The 12824-nt window shown below is 65.0% G+C and carries 13 protein-coding genes and 1 tRNA gene; 8 read left to right on the forward strand and 6 right to left on the reverse strand.

From position 1 onward, the window contains the following. Window positions 1-20 precede the first annotated feature (20 nt). The 4 genes from cysD to ACNQQL_RS14705 form a co-directional block, all read right to left on the reverse strand. Window positions 21-983, reverse strand: a complete 963-nt coding sequence (gene cysD / locus ACNQQL_RS14690) for a sulfate adenylyltransferase subunit CysD (protein ID WP_072443575.1) — start codon at window positions 981-983, stop codon at window positions 21-23. Window positions 984-1060: 77 nt separating this feature from the next. Next, window positions 1061-1804: a phosphoadenylyl-sulfate reductase gene (locus ACNQQL_RS14695; RefSeq protein WP_347064529.1), complete on the reverse strand. Its 744-nt coding sequence runs from the start codon at window positions 1802-1804 to the stop codon at window positions 1061-1063. After that, window positions 1801-2343, reverse strand: a complete 543-nt coding sequence (locus ACNQQL_RS14700; RefSeq protein WP_347064530.1) for a DUF934 domain-containing protein — start codon at window positions 2341-2343, stop codon at window positions 1801-1803. Before ACNQQL_RS14700 ends, ACNQQL_RS14695 begins: the two co-directional genes overlap by 4 nt. A 25-nt stretch (window positions 2344-2368) precedes the next feature. Then, on the reverse strand, window positions 2369-4048 hold the full coding sequence (locus ACNQQL_RS14705; RefSeq protein WP_347064531.1) for a nitrite/sulfite reductase: 1680 nt from the start codon (window positions 4046-4048) through the stop codon (window positions 2369-2371). A 217-nt stretch (window positions 4049-4265) separates the two neighbouring features. On the opposite strand from ACNQQL_RS14705, the gene ACNQQL_RS14710 reads away from it, so the two are divergent. The 6 genes from ACNQQL_RS14710 (at window position 4266) to ACNQQL_RS14735 (ending at window position 9038) form a co-directional block, all read left to right on the forward strand. Continuing rightward, on the forward strand, window positions 4266-5207 hold the full coding sequence (locus tag ACNQQL_RS14710; RefSeq protein ID WP_034178788.1) for a CysB family HTH-type transcriptional regulator: 942 nt from the start codon (window positions 4266-4268) through the stop codon (window positions 5205-5207). 172 nt (window positions 5208-5379) lie between these two features. Beyond that, a complete protein-coding gene (locus tag ACNQQL_RS14715) occupies window positions 5380-6537 on the forward strand; it encodes an ABC transporter substrate-binding protein (RefSeq protein WP_347064532.1) in 1158 nt (385 codons plus the stop codon). A gap of 95 nt (window positions 6538-6632) precedes the next feature. Then, window positions 6633-6717 (forward strand) — tRNA-Leu (locus tag ACNQQL_RS14720). An 869-nt stretch (window positions 6718-7586) separates the two neighbouring features. Beyond that, window positions 7587-8144, forward strand: coding sequence for a hypothetical protein (locus ACNQQL_RS14725; RefSeq protein ID WP_175660277.1), 558 nt, complete (start codon window positions 7587-7589; stop codon window positions 8142-8144). Between the two features lie 130 nt (window positions 8145-8274). Further along, on the forward strand, window positions 8275-8673 hold the full coding sequence (locus ACNQQL_RS14730; RefSeq protein ID WP_347064533.1) for a hypothetical protein: 399 nt from the start codon (window positions 8275-8277) through the stop codon (window positions 8671-8673). A 62-nt stretch (window positions 8674-8735) separates the two neighbouring features. Beyond that, the gene (locus tag ACNQQL_RS14735) at window positions 8736-9038 is read left to right on the forward strand and encodes a hypothetical protein (RefSeq protein ID WP_175660279.1); all 303 of its coding nucleotides are present in this window, start codon (window positions 8736-8738) and stop codon (window positions 9036-9038) included. A gap of 161 nt (window positions 9039-9199) precedes the next feature. Here the strand turns inward: ACNQQL_RS14735 and ACNQQL_RS14740 are convergent, their stop codons facing one another. After that, window positions 9200-10102 carry a LysR family transcriptional regulator gene (locus tag ACNQQL_RS14740; protein ID WP_347064534.1) on the reverse strand — a complete coding sequence of 301 codons (903 nt, stop codon included), beginning with the start codon at window positions 10100-10102 and terminating at the stop codon, window positions 9200-9202. Between the two features lie 119 nt (window positions 10103-10221). Between ACNQQL_RS14740 and ACNQQL_RS14745 the strand changes: the two genes are divergently transcribed. Further along, window positions 10222-10959 (forward strand): SDR family oxidoreductase, encoded by a 738-nt coding sequence (locus ACNQQL_RS14745; protein WP_347064535.1) that lies wholly within the window; start codon window positions 10222-10224, stop codon window positions 10957-10959. A 44-nt stretch (window positions 10960-11003) separates the two neighbouring features. After that, entirely contained in the window at window positions 11004-11903 is a 900-nt protein-coding gene (locus tag ACNQQL_RS14750) for an SDR family oxidoreductase (RefSeq protein ID WP_347064536.1), read from the forward strand. Between the two features lie 30 nt (window positions 11904-11933). On the opposite strand, the gene ACNQQL_RS14755 is transcribed toward ACNQQL_RS14750, so the two are convergent. Then, window positions 11934-12824 (reverse strand): alpha/beta hydrolase, encoded by an 891-nt coding sequence (locus ACNQQL_RS14755; protein WP_347064537.1) that lies wholly within the window; start codon window positions 12822-12824, stop codon window positions 11934-11936.

Below are 12824 nucleotides of genomic sequence, written 5' to 3' on the forward strand. Positions count from 1 at the left end.
TGTGAATGTCCTCGTGTGCTTCAGAAATAACCTTGCTTCTTGCGCTGTTCCATCGCGGCTTCGGAGGTCTGGTCGTCCATCCGCGTCGCACCGCGCTCGGTGATCTCGGTCACCGCCGTCTCGGCGATGATCTTCTCGACGTCGTCCGCGTCGCTCTCGACCGGGCACGTGCAGCTGATGTCGCCGACCGTGCGAAAGCGCACCTGGGCGACTTCGCTCGTCTCGCCGTCGCGCATCGGCGTGAGCGGCGTGACGGGCACGAGCAGGCCGTTGCGGCGCACGATCTCGCGCTGATGCGCGTAATAGATCGACGGCAGCTCGAGGTTCTCGCGCGCGATGTACTGCCACACGTCGAGCTCGGTCCAGTTCGAGATCGGGAACACGCGCAGGTGCTCGCCTTTATGCAGCCGTGCGTTGAAGAGGCTCCACAGCTCCGGGCGCTGCGCCTTCGGATCCCACTGGCCGAACTCGTCGCGGAACGAGAAGATGCGCTCCTTCGCACGCGCCTTCTCTTCGTCGCGGCGCGCGCCGCCGATCAGCGCGGTGTAGCCGTGCTGCTCGATCGTCTCGAGCAGCGTGACGGCCTGCGCGGCGTTGCGCGAATCGGTTTCGCGGCGCAGCACGACCGTGCCGCGCTTGATCGAATCCTCGACGTGGCCGACGATCAGCTCGGCGCCGAGCTCCTGCGCGCGGCGGTCGCGGAAATCGATCACCTCGTCGTAGTTGTGGCCCGTGTCGATGTGCACGAGCGGGAACGGCAGCGTCGTCTTGCGGTTCGCGCCGAGGCCGAACGCCTTCAGTGCCAGATGCAGCACGACGACCGAATCCTTGCCGCCCGAGAACAACAGCGCCGGCTTGCTGCATTCGGCGACCAGTTCGCGCAGGATGTGGATCGACTCGGCTTCGAGCCAGTCGAGGTGGCCCATGCGGCTGTCGCCGCCGGTGGCCGGGGCAAAGGCGGATTGCTCGAGCGTCGTGCTCATGATTTCAGTCCTTCTCTTCTGGGTTCGTGTCGCCCGCTGTCGCAGGCGGCGCAATATTCAGTTTTTTTGTCGGGCTTTCAGCGCGCCGCACCTGCTTCGGCGGTCGCGGGAATCGGCGTGATCGTGATGTGCAGCCCGCATTCCTTCGTGTCGCGCGACTCCCACCACCAGCGGCCCGCGCGGCTGTCCTCGCCGGGGCGGATCGCGCGCGTACACGGCTCGCAGCCGATGCTCGGATAACCGCGCGCGTGCAGCGGGTTCACCGGCACGTCGAACGCGCCAAGGTACGCCCACACGTCGGCTTCCGTCCAGTCGGCGAGCGGGTTGTACTTCGCGATCCCGCGCGCTTCGTCCTGTTCTCCCTCGTGCAGCTCCGCGCGCGTGACCGACTGCTCGCGGCGCTGGCCCGTGACCCACGCGCCGACATCGGCCAGCGCGCGGTTCAGCGGCTCGACCTTGCGGATGTGGCAGCACGACTTGCGCAGCTCGACGCTCTCGTAGAACGCGTTCAGGCCGTGCTCGGCGACGTATTGGTCGACCGCATCCTGCTGCGGATGGAACTGCTCGATCTCGTAGCCGTAGCGCTCGCGCACGCGGTCGATCATGCCGAGCGTTTCAGCGTGCAGACGGCCCGTGTTCAGCGAGAAGATGCCGATCGACACGCCCTTCGACAGGATCGCGTGCGTGAGCAGCATGTCTTCCGCGGCGAGGCTGCTCGCGAACTTCACCTTCTCGTGACGTGCGCCGATCTGCGCGAGCAGCGCGTCGAGGCGCTCGACCTTCGCGGCGAGTTCCGGCGTCAGCGCGGTAGCGGTACTCATGCGCCCACCTTGGCGTCGGCCGCGGCGGCGCGGCGGCGGAACAGCGGCGCCGGCTCGTCGAACGCGCCCTGGTAACGCTGCGTGAATTCCGTGAACGCATTCAGCGCGTCGTGGATGTCCCTGTCGGCACGCACAGCGAATGCGTCGAAGCCGCAACGCGACATGTACAGCAACTGGTCGCGCAGCACGTCGCCGATCGCGCGCAGCTCGCCCGTCCAGCCGTAACGCTCGCGCAGCAGGCGCGCGATGCTGTAGCCGCGGCCGTCCGCGAAGCGCGGGAAGTCGACGGCAATCAGCGAAATCGCGCCGAAATCGGCCGCGAGATCGGCCGGCTCGCTGTCCGGCGCGAGCCACACGCCGAGTTCGTCCTTCGTCTTCGCGGCGACGAGCGCCGCGCGCTCGGCCTGCCACAACGCGAACGGCACCAGCACCTTGCCGGCCGGCAACGCGTCGACCGCGGGCAGCGCACCGTCTTCCGCCACGCGCACGACCTGCCATGCATCGTCGATCACTGCGCGGTTTTTGATAATCGAAGCCATCTGCAAATTCCTTGTACCCGGTTGGTTACGCGTTCACTGCCTGGCGCGCCGCATACACGCGCTCCTTGAACGGCGCGATGCCGATGCGGTCGTACGTGTCGACGAAACGCTCGCCGTCGATGCGTGCTTCGACGAACGTGTCGATCAGCTTCGCGATCACGCCCGGCACTTCTTCCGCCGAGAACGACGGCCCGATCACGCGGCCGAGGCGCGCGCCGTTCCGGCCCGTGCCCTGCTCGCCGCCGAGCGACACCTGGTACCACTCGGCGCCGTCCTTGTCGACGCCAAGGATGCCGATGTTGCCGACGTGGTGATGGCCGCACGAATTCATGCAACCGGAAATGTTCAGCGACAGGTCGCCGAGGTCGTACACGTAGTCGAGATCGTCGAAGCGCTGCTGGATCGCCAGCGCGATCGGGATCGACTTCGCGTTCGCGAGCGAGCAGAAATCGCCGCCCGGGCACGCGATGATGTCGGTCAGCAGGCCGATGTTCGGCGTCGCGAAACCGGCCGCCTTCGCCTTTTCCCACACCGCGAACAGATCGCGCTTCTTCACGTTCGCGAGGATCAGGTTCTGCTCGTGCGACACGCGCAGCTCGCCGAACGAGTATGCGTCGGCCCAGTCGGCGACCAGTTCCATCTGCTGGTCGGTCGCGTCGCCCGGCGCCACGCGATGATCCTTCAGCGACAGCGTGACGGCCGCGTAGCCGGACACCTTGTGCGGCGCGACGTTGCGCTCGACCCAGCGCGCGAACGCCTTGTTCTCGAGCAGGTGCTGTTCGAACGATGCGTCGGTGTCGGCCAGCTTCTCGTAGACGGGCGGCTTGAAATACTGCGACACGCGGTCGACTTCCGCCTGCGTGAGCGTCGACGGGCCGTCCTTCAGGTGCTGCCACTCTTCCTCGACCTGCTGCGCGAACTTCGCGGGCGACAGCGCCTTCACGAGAATCTTGATGCGCGCCTTGTACAGGTTGTCGCGGCGGCCGAAGCGGTTGTATACGCGCAGCACGGCTTCGCAGTAGGTAAGCAGGTGCTGCCACGGCAGGTCTTCCTTGATCACCGCGCCGATGATCGGCGTACGGCCGAGGCCGCCGCCCGCGAGGATGCTCGCGACCACCTCGCCCTGCGCGTTCTTCTTCAGGTACACGCCGAGATCGTGGATCTGCACGGCCGCGCGGTCGTGCTTCGAGCCCGACACCGCGATCTTGAACTTGCGCGGCAGCCACGCGAATTCGGGATGGAACGTCGACCACTGGCGCAGGATTTCCGACCACGGACGCGGATCGATCTCCTCGTCCTGGGCGACGCCCGCGAACTGGTCCGCCGTGATGTTGCGGATACAGTTGCCCGAGGTCTGGATGCCGTGCATTTGCACCGACGCGAGCTTCGCGAGGATCTCGGGCGTGTCTTCGAGCTGGATCCAGTTGAACTGGATGTTCGAGCGGGTCGAGAAGTGGCCGTAGCCGCGATCGTGTTCGCGGGCGATGCGCGCCAGCATCCTGAGCTGGTCGCTGCGCAGGTTGCCGTACGGAATCGCGATGCGGTGCATGTACGCGTAGCGCTGCATGTACAGGCCGTTCTGCAGACGCAGCGGACGGAATTCGTCTTCGCTCAACTCGCCCGACAAGCGGCGGCGCACCTGATCGCGGTACTGCGCGACACGCTCGTCAACGATCGTCTGGTCGTATTGGTCGTACTGATACATTCGGGGACCCCAGGGGTTTTCGTGGTGACCGCGCGACGTCCTAGCCACGTCGCGCCCGAATCTCCGTTCCGCCGCCCTCGCCGGCCTTCCGCTGCCCGGCTGGATTGCTAATGACGAAAACAGATATCCATATTTGAAAAACTCCGGTGAATCGTAATAAACTCGCCTTATATTTCAAACGACTAAAAAATTCTGTTGATATGCGGAAGGGTTATAAATGAACCTGCACCAATTTCGCTTCGTGCGCGAGGCCGTCCGGCAGAATTTCAACCTCACCGAGGCCGCCAAGGCGCTCTACACGTCGCAGCCGGGGGTGTCGAAGGCGATCATCGAGCTCGAGGACGAGCTGGGCGTGGAGATCTTCACGCGGCACGGCAAGCGCGTGCGCTCGCTCACCGAGCCGGGCAGGATCATCCTCGCATCGGTCGAGCGGATCCTGCAGGAGGTTGAAAGCCTTAAAAGGGTCGGGAAGGATTACGCCGCGCAGGACCAGGGCAACCTGACCATCGCAGCCACCCACACGCAGGCCCGCTACTCGCTGCCGGCCGCGATCGCCGAATTCAAGAAGCGCTTCCCGAAGGTGCACCTGTCGATCCTGCAGGGCAGCCCGACGCAGGTGGCCGAGATGGTGATCCACGACCAGGCCGATCTCGCGATCGCGACCGAGGCAATCTCCGACTACAAGGAACTCGTGTCGCTGCCCTGCTTCCAGTGGCACCACGCGGCCGTCGTGCCGGCCGATCACCCGCTGCTCGAACGCAAGCCGCCGTCGCTCGACGATCTCGCGCAATATCCGCTGATCACGTACGACGACGCGTTCGCGGGCCGCAAGAAGATCAACCAGGCGTTCGCGCTGCGCGGGCTGTCGCCGGACATCGTTCTCGAGGCGATCGACGCCGACGTGATCAAGACCTACGTCGAACTCGGCCTCGGCGTCGGCATCATGGCCGACATCGCGTTCAATCCCGAGCGCGACCGCAACCTGCGCCTGATCCCGGTCGGCCACCTGTTCGGCAGCAACGTGACGCGCGTCGCGCTCAAGCAGGGCGCCTACCTGCGCAGCTATGTGTATACGCTCGTCGAACTGCTGTCGCCGACGCTGAACCGCAAGCTGATCGAGCAGGCGCTCAAGGGCGAATCCGAATCGTACGAACTGTAAGCGCCCCCCCGGACCTGTCGCTTCGCGCCAGGCCCCCCAAGGCGGTCATCCCCCTAGGGGACTTCCTTCGGGGCGGAAAACTTGGGGCGGCCCGGCGTTTTCCTGAAATCGGCGTGTATAAATACAGGGGCGCATATCGCGCCCCTTTTTGCTGCCCGACGGAGATTCCCGCATGACGCTTCCCGCCCTGCTGCGCCGCGCCGCCGGCGCCGCCCTCGTGCTGGCCTGCGCGGCCGCGCAGGCCGACCTGAAGGTCGGCGTCGACCTGTCGTCGACCGGCCCCGCCGCCGCGATCGGCATCACGAGCAAGAACGCGATCCTGATGTGGCCGAAGACGATCGCCGGGCAGCCGGTGCAGGTAACGGTGCTCGACGACGCATCCGACCCTGGCACCGCGGTGCGCAACATCCGCAAGCTGGTCGACGAGGATCACGTCGACGTCGTGGTCGGGCCGAACATCACGCCGGCCGCGCTCGCGGCGCTCGACGCGGTGGCCGCAGGGCAGACGCCGATGATCACGCTGGTCGGCTCCGGCGCGATCGTCGAGCCGCAGGAAGGCGCGCGGACCTGGGCGTTCAAGATGGCGCAGAGCGACCGCGCGATGGCCGACGTGATGACGCGCGCCATGTCGAACCGCGGCGTGAAGACGGTCGGCTTTATCGGCTTTGCGGACAGCTACGGCGACAGCTGGCTGAACGAGTTCACGCGCTTCGCCGACCTGCGCAAGATCCGCGTCGTCGCGACCGAGCGCTTCAACCGCACCGATGCGAGCGTCACGGGCCAGGCGCTGAAGCTGATCGCGGCGAAGCCCGACGCGATCCTGATCGCGGGCTCGGGCACGCCGGCCGTGCTGCCGCAGCGCACGCTGATCGAGCGCGGCTACAAGGGCGCGATCTATCAGACCCACGGGATCGCGACGCCGGAATTCATCAAGCTCGGCGGCAAGGACGTCGACGGAACGCTGTTCCCGACCCAGCCGGTCGTCGTCGCACGCACGCTGCCGGCCGACCATCCGGCGCGCAAGGCCGCGCTCGCGTTCGTCGACGCGTACGAGGCGAAGTACGGCGCAGGCACGGTCACGCAGTTCGCGGGCGACGCGGCTGGCGTCTACCCGCGCCTCGCCGACGCGGTCGGCCGCGCACTGAAGACCGCGCAGCCCGGCACGCCGGCGTTCCGCGCGGCGCTGCGCCGCGAACTCGAACGCGCGCACGAGCTCGTCGTGCCGAACGGGGTCGTCAACACCAGCGACAATGATCATGTCGGGCTCGACCAGCGCGCGAGCGTGATGGGGATCGTGAAGCAGGGGCGGTTCGTCTACCTGAGCCAGTAACTCGCGCGTCGGCAACCGGGTAGCTTGCCCGGCATCCGGATTTCCGCCATAATCCGCGTTTCGCCGCACACAATCGCGTGCGCGGCCAGGAACAAGCCCAGGTGGTGAAATTGGTAGACGCAGGGGACTCAAAATCCCCCGCCGCAAGGCGTGCCGGTTCGATTCCGGCCCTGGGCACCAGAAGAAAAGCGCAAGAGAATCGAAAACTTGCGCAGCGCCTTCCCCCCGGAGGGCTGTAGAAGACCGAAGCAGCAAACATCTTCCGAGCGACAAGACGCGCCGAAGAGTCTGCCGGAACAGAGCCCCGTGTCAGTGATGACCGGGGCTTTTTCTTTTCGCGCTTCGTCCAGTGGCCAACAGCGGGTTCGCCGGCCTGCTCCCGTTCCTGCTCGACCGGCTAATACGTGCTGCGCCGCCCCCTCAAGCTTCGAACTCGCATGCTGGCCCGGGAAGAACGCACGAGCAATAACGTGATTCCATGCTGTACCCGGCACGCCCGCACAATTTCAAATACCGATTTCAAGCATGGAATTGCACCAAAATATAAACCAATGGATTTATAAAAACACATCCCAATACCAATAACCCAGCCAATCAACGACCCCATCTATCATGGCAGTTACCACGAGCATATAAACCGAATGTTTGATTCTCGGTATATTTTGTTTTATTGAGCAGCAAAATCCCAAATGTTAAATATTCTACAGAACCGCATTTAACGAATATTCACAATGATCCTGTAGGATTTGCCAGTTTGCCTAAGTGATTCCAAGTCATAAACTCAAATCACGTTATGTTTTAGGCACCCCACATAGAAATAAATAGAACCAGATACACCTCCGTTTTTAATCGATTTCCATTCGGATCCGCTCCCGAGTGGCCGGGACGTGTTTTAGCGAAGCGACAACCCTATAGAACATTTACATACGAGATCGCCAGGTCGGCAATTTCCATCCAGTCTGGAGGTATTGCGCCGTAAACGAAAAAACCCGCCGACCGAGCGAGGCGCAATACCTTCATCGCGACACGAAGATCATAGAGGCATCAAAATGAGTGAAACGCTTAAAGATGTGACGCCGGATCAGATTGCCGAACTCGAAAAGAAATCTCAGGCGGCCTACGACGTGGCGATCAAGAACAGGCAAGCACTGGTCGCCAAGAAGCCGGAACTGAAGACTGCCTTTGACCAGAGCGTGCAACCGCAATCGTTGTGTGGCTGCGGATGCCAGCAGTATATCTGCGGCTATTTTTGCTTCGAGGGTTGCGGCTGCGGTTGCGGGCCTAATGACGAAACGGTCTATATCAGTACGTCAGTTGCCGCGATAGGCCCGCAGCCCAATCAAGGAATCCGGGTGAAGTTCGTGGGGCAAGCAACAGGGAGTGGAACGAATATCAACGTTTCCGGCATGTATATGCAGGGGACGGTTCCCGATGCGGAGAATCTGATCGGCGTTCCGCTTTCGTTGTCGCTGTCGATCAATTCCGGCTCGGTTTCCATGACCCTATTGGAAGGCCCGCGCGTGCTGGCCGTGCTGGTATCGGGACCGTGGGTAAGCGCGAACGGCGAGTTCACGGGTTCCGGAACCGGCATGTTCACGCAAGCCTGAAGTAGCCGGCGGCACGACATTACGTCACTGGCGCGCGCTACACGCCCGATGCCAGCCGACGACCGGTCAGGGCGTCACTTCGACGGCGCCCTGATCCGTTCAATAGAAAGACATCCATTCAGGACACGAAATGACTGCCATTACCCTCAAATATTCGGGAACGCCTTCACTCTATTTGTCCGTGGACAGCAACGGACGGTTGGCGTTCAGCGAAAATCCGTCGATATGGAATACCATCAACCCCGTCACAGGTAACGAATTCGAGAAGGTGACGTTGCAGCTGAATTCCCCCGGAAACGCTTTCGACCTACGGTATCTCAGCTGCCCTCCCAATCCGGAGTCCGGCAATCCTTTTTTGCTGCTCCCGGATGCCCATGCCGCTGCCCGGCTTTCCCAGGTCGGCCCGAGCATCAATGGTTTTCCGATCATCGTCAACGGCCTGACGAGCGCCTTCCTGAACCGCACCATTGAAAATGATGTCGTCGTCGGAAGCGACGGGATGCAAGCTTTTATCGTGACCCCGGTTTAACTGTCGAGAAAGCACTTCGCTTCAGCAAAATTCACGTGGCATTCTTATCCAAGGAAAATCCGATGAACAAAGAAGCATTGAAGAACGATGCGCGATTCCAGGCATTCGCGTCTCGCGATAGCTCGGCGTCGCTGGCCTTCGTCACGGTCACGGGAGTGAACTTCGTCAACAAGTTCGGCGCAACGTTGACCGACGCATCCGAGGGCGTCGCGTATCAAGTGACGAATGACAGCATCGATGCCAGCATCGTGGCCATTTTATGCGCGGCCCGGACGACAGGCGCCCCCGTTTTGATCGCATTCAATCGAGTCGGCCCTGCCTACCAGAACCAGCAAAACATCATCCTTACCGATCTTACCTATTGAGGTAGCGGGAAGCTGAAGAGCAGCGAGTGGCGTTCATGCAATGGGTAATTGACGCCACTCGATGCCCCACTATGGTCTTCCGTCCCGCTAATTGGGACCTTGTCCGATTGTCGCGTGCGCAAATCCCGCCGCACGACCGCACCGTGTGCTGTCACATCGCCTCAACCCGTCAGCTCCCGCACGAAGTCGAGAAACACGCGCACCTTTGCGGAAACGAGATTCGACGCATGGTGATACGCGTAGAGCGGGAATGTCTCGTCCGCCCATTCCGGCAGCAACTGTACCAGCCGCCCGTCGGCGAGGATGTCCCTCGCATAGAGTTCCAGTAACTGCGCGACGCCCTCACCGCCAACGCATGCGCCGAGCAGCGCGCCCGTATCGTTGACCGTCAGCCGCCCGGTGGCATCGAACGCCACCACCTCGTCGCCGCGATGGAATTCCCATCCGTACGGCCGGCCCGTCACCGGATCGCGAATCAGCACGCAGCGGTGGCCGTCCGCGAGATTCCGCGGGTGCCGCGGCTCGCCGTGACGCTCGACATAGGCCGGCGACGCGCAGGTCAGCACATGCGTCTCCAGCAGCAGCCACGCACGGTATGACGACGGCTCCGGAATGCCGAAACGCACCGCCACGTCGAACCCGTCGGCGACGAGGTCGCCCATCCGGTCCCGCACGCTGATCTCCACCGACAGCTCGGGAAAGCGGTCGAGGAATTCCGCCATTCTCGGCGCGAGCACCGCGTGGCCGAACGTGCCGTCCACGTTGACGCGCAGCCGCCCACGCACGCGCGCCTTCGACTGGCCGGCGTCGAGCGCGGCCTCCTCGATCCCCGCCAGCAGCGGCGCGACCGCCTCGTAAAAGCGCCGCCCTTCGTCGGTCAGCGTGATCGCCCGCGCGGTGCGATTGAAGATTCGAATGCCGACCCGCTCTTCGAGCCGGGCGACGGCGCGGCTCACGGCCGGCTGCGTCAACCCCATCGCCTCGCCGGCGCGCGCGAACGTGCCCGCCTCGATTACCGCCGAGAGCACCCCAATGCCGCTGAGCAGCCTGCTGTCGAAAGCCATTGACTTACTTTTAGTCATTCATCCACTGATTATTATTCATTATTTTTATTAATCGAGGAAGCCTACAGTAGTCCTGTCGCCGGATCGCACGGCACTTATCCCCTACCAAGGAGCAGGACATGAGCACATCTGAACAGGTCGCACTCGTCACGGGTTCGTCGCGCGGCATCGGCGCGGAAATCGCCCGCCATCTCGCCCGGGACGGCTTCCGGGTCGTCGTCAACTATGCTGGCAGTGCCGGGCCGGCGCGCGAAGTCGTCGACGCGATCGTCGGCGACGGCGGCCAGGCCGTCGCGGTGCAGGCGAACGTCGCCGATCCGGCCGGCGTGGCCGCGCTGTTCGATGCGGCGCGCGACACGTTCGGCGGACTCGACGTGGTCGTCAATTCGGCGGGCGTGATGAAGCTCGCCGCGATCGCCGAGTTCGACGATGCGGTGCTCGACGAGACGCTCGCGATCAACGTGAAGGGCACCTTCAACGTCTGCCGCGAAGCGGCGAAGCGCGTGCGCGACGGCGGACGCATCATCAACCTGTCGACCAGCGTGATCGGCATGCGCATGCCGACTTACGACCTGTACGTCGCGAGCAAGGCCGCGGTCGAAAGCCTCACGCAGGTGCTCGCTCAGGAAATGCGCGGGCGCGGGATCCGCGTGAACGCGGTAGCGCCGGGGCCGGTCGCGACCGAGCTGTTCCTCGACGGCAAGAGCCCCGAGCTCATCGACCGGCTCGCGAAGCTGAATCCGCTCGAGCGGCTCGGCCAGCCCGACGACATCGCGCGCGTCGTCGCCTTCCTCGCCGGCTCCGACGGCGCATGGGTCAACGGCCAGATCCTGCGCGCCAACGGCGGCATGTGCTGACGCACCGGGCACGCCCGCCCCATCCTGCTGCCAGGAGATCCATCATGAACGAAGTCATCCTCGTCACCGGCGCATCCAGCGGCTTCGGCCTGCTGACGGCCCAGGCGCTGGCGCGCGCCGGCCATACGGTCTACGCGTCGATGCGCGAAACCGCCGGCCGCAACGCGCCGCGCGTCGCGGCGGTCGCCGCCTATGCGCGTGAGCACGGCGTCGACCTGCGCACCGTCGAACTCGACGTCGGCGACGACGCGTCCGTCAATGCCGCAATCGGCCGCGTGATCGCAGAGCACGGCCGCCTCGACGTCGTCGTTCACAACGCCGGCCACATGGTGTTCGGGCCGGCCGAAGCGTTCACGCCGGAGCAGCTCGCGCAGCTCTATGACATCAACGTCGTGTCGACCCAGCGCGTGAACCGGGCGGCGCTGCCGCACCTGCGCCGCCAGGGGCGCGGCCTGCTGGTGTGGGTGTCGTCCTCGTCGGCGCGCGGCGGCACCCCGCCGTTCCTCGCGCCCTACTTCGCCGCGAAGGCCGCGATGGATTCGCTCGCGGTGTCGTATGCGGCCGAGCTCGCCCGCTGGGGCATCGAAACGTCGATCGTCGTGCCGGGCGCGTTCACCCGGGGCACGAATCACTTCGTCCACGCGGGCAAGCCAGCCGATGCCGTCGTGCAGGCGGCCTACGACAGCGGGCCGTACGCGGGCGTCGCCGAGCAGGCGCTGCAGGGCCTCGCCGCGCTCGAACCCACGGACGCCGATGCCGGCGCCGTCGCGACGGCGATCGCCGACCTCGTCGCCGCGCCGGCCGGCAAGCGCCCGTATCGCGTGTTCGTCGATCCGTCGCAGGACGGCGCGGAGGAAGTGTTCCGCGTCGGCGATCGCATCCGCCGCGAGATGTTCCGGAACATCGGCCTCGCCGACCTGCTCGCGCCCCGCGTCGGCGGTTGATCCCCTGCGCGCCGGGCCGGCCGGCGCGCGTCAGCCGCGCTCGCAGAACCCGAGGATCGCGTCGGCGACCGCCGCCGGCGCCTCGCGCTGCGGAAAATGCCCCACGCCGTCCAGCACCTGCCGCGCGTAGCGCCCGGCGAAGAACCGTTCGCGCCCAGCCGAGCTGTCCGGATGATTGCAGGTGTCCGCGCCGCCGTGCAGCACGAGCGTCGGCACCGACAGCGCGGGCGCCGGATTCAGCCGCGCATTGTCGTCGGCATAGGCCGGCGCGCCCGGCGCGAAACCCCAGCGATGCCGGTACGAATGCAGCACGACGTCGATCCAGTCGGGCCCGTCGAACGCGGCGGCGGCCGCATCGAAATCGCTGTCGCGATACCAGCCGGGCGGCGACCACGTGTCCCACATCACGCGGGCAAACGCACGGCGATCGTCGCGCAGCGCCTGCTCGCCGCGCGGCGTCGCCATGAACCAGTGATACCAGTAGTTGCGCGCCTGCTGCAGCGACAGCGGTTGATCGGGATCGTTGGTGCCGTACCCGACCGACAGCATCACCAGATGCGATGCGACGCCGTCGCGCAACCCGCACGCGTTCGCGACCGCACGGGCCCCCCAGTCGTGCCCGACCAGCACCGGCCGCTCGACGCCGAGCACATCGACGAATTCGAGCAGGTCGCGCCCGAGCGCCGCGAGCTCGCCGCTGCGCGGCACGGATGCGTCGCGAAAGCGCGTCGGCGCAAAGCCGCGCAGCGCGGGCGCGAGTACGCGGTAGCCGCGCGCGGCAAGCGCCGCCGCCACAGGCTCCCAGCCGACCGGGCTGTCCGGCCAGCCGTGCAGCAGCACGGCCACGCGTTCGCCGCGCGGGTTCCATTCGAGATAGGCGATATCGAGCGACGCGGTCGTCGCATACGCATAGGCAGTCAT

The sequence above is a fragment of the Burkholderia sp. LFS061 genome, from assembly GCF_047978125.1.
In the GTDB taxonomy this organism is placed as follows: domain Bacteria; phylum Pseudomonadota; class Gammaproteobacteria; order Burkholderiales; family Burkholderiaceae; genus Burkholderia; species Burkholderia pyrrocinia_C.